This window comes from Methylobacterium sp. B1, from assembly GCF_000333255.1.
Lineage (GTDB): Bacteria > Pseudomonadota > Alphaproteobacteria > Rhizobiales > Beijerinckiaceae > Methylobacterium > Methylobacterium fujisawaense.
The window spans coordinates 1-1,705 of the sequence record NZ_BACT01000512.1; the positions used below are offsets into that span (position 1 = coordinate 1).

The window sequence follows — 1,705 nt, forward strand, 5'->3', positions numbered from 1 at the left end:
GACGCGCCGGTTCAGTTGCGCTTCACCACCAAGTCGCCGCGGTGGCGCCGCTCCTCGACCTGCNGCACAACCGGCGCACGCGGATCCGCTTCTCGGTCAACCCGCGGGCCGCCGCGCGTTACGAGGGCGGCACCGATCCCCTCCCCGCCCGGCTCGCCGCCATGGCCGAGGTGGCCCGGGCCGGTTATCCGGTCGGCCTGACCGTCGCGCCGATCCTGCCGGTCCCGGAGTGGGAGGCGGCCTATGCCGGGCTGATCCGCGCCGCCGCCGACGCCCTCGCCGATGTGCCGGATCTCGACCTCACCGCCGAACTCATCACCCATCGCTTCACCCCCGGCTCGAAGGCGGTGCTGCGCGGCTGGTATCCCGGCTCGGACCTGCCCCTCGACGAGGCCGAGCGCGTCGAGAAGCGCACCAAGTTCGGCTCCGTGAAGTATGTCTTCCCGAAGCTCCTGATGCAGGCGATGCGCAGCCACCTCACCGCGTGCCTCGCCCGAGACCTGCCGACGGCGCGGATTCTGTACTGGACCTGAGCGGCTTCGGGCGCCATCTGGCCCGCATGATGGACGCGGACCCCCTGATCCTGACGCTCGCCTTCGATGAGCCGACTTTCGCCCGGTTCGACGGCGAGCGGCGTCGCTACTTCCCCGAAGCGCTGAATCGGATTCCCGCCCATGCGACCCTGTTCCACCACCTGCCGGGCGACCGGGAGCGGGGCGTGATCGAGGCCATCACCGCCCTCGTCCGCACCGTTCCGACGCCGGAGGTCGCCGTGACGGGCCTGCGCTTCACCGGCCGCGGCGTCGCCTACGTGCTCGAATCCGATGCGCTGTCCAACTTCCGGGCCCGCCTTGCGCAGGGCTTCGCGCCTCATCTCACCGCCCAGGATCGGCAGGGCTGGCGCCCCCACGTTACGGTCCAGAACAAGGTGGCTCCGGACAAGGCCCGGGCGCTCCACGCCGACCTGTCGGCCGGTTTCGCGCCGTTCCGCTTCGCCGCGCCGGCGACGCTGCTCTGGCGCTACCGTGGCGGTCCCTGGGATGCGGTGGCCCGCCTGCCCTTCGGAGAGAACGACTGATGACGCACGCTCCCGACCCGGATCCCGCCGCATGAAGGCCCCGAGCCAGATCCGCAACAATCGCCTGATCGAGCCCGCCCTGGCGGTGTGGCTGCGGTTGCGCCTGAACGAAGTCGGTCCCCTCGTCGCCCTGCTCTGCCTGAGCACCCTCGGCTATGGGTTCTTCTACCTCGCCCACGAAGTCGGCGAGGGCTCCACCGCGGCCCTCGACCGCCGGATCCTGCTCGCCCTGCGCAACCCCGCCGATCTCGCCGATCCGATCGGGCCGCCCTGGCTCGAGGAGACGATGCGCGACATCACCGGGCTCGGCAGCGTCTTCACGGTGCTGTTCCTCACCTGCGCGGTGGCGGGCTATCTCGCCGTGTCCGGGCGGCGGCGCATCGGCCTCTACGTCCTGGCCGCGGTGGGCAGCGGCGAGCTGGTCTCGACCTTGCTGAAGATGCTCTACCACCGGCCGCGACCGGACCTCGTCCCTCACGGCATGGAGGTGTTCACGGCGAGTTTTCCGAGCGGCCACGCCACCATGTCGGCCATCGCCTATCTGACCCTGGCGACCCTCATCGCCCGGGTCGAGCGCAACCGCCGCGCGAAGGCACTGGTCCTGGCCCTCGGAGTCAGCGGACGCTG

Annotated in this window: 2 protein-coding genes and 1 pseudogene; all 3 read left to right on the plus strand. The window is 71.1% G+C overall.

What is annotated here, in order from left to right; translation table 11 throughout:
* Window positions 1-533: pseudogene (locus I53_RS15130) on the plus strand (radical SAM protein); the annotation flags it as partial.
* 26 nt (window positions 534-559) lie between these two features.
* Window positions 560-1,078: a 2'-5' RNA ligase family protein gene (locus tag I53_RS15135; RefSeq protein WP_043352087.1), complete on the plus strand. Its 519-nt coding sequence runs from the start codon at window positions 560-562 to the stop codon at window positions 1,076-1,078.
* A 31-nt stretch (window positions 1,079-1,109) separates the two neighbouring features.
* The coding region (locus I53_RS15140; RefSeq protein WP_043352089.1) for a phosphatase PAP2 family protein at window positions 1,110-1,705 on the plus strand (596 nt) is incomplete at its 3' end.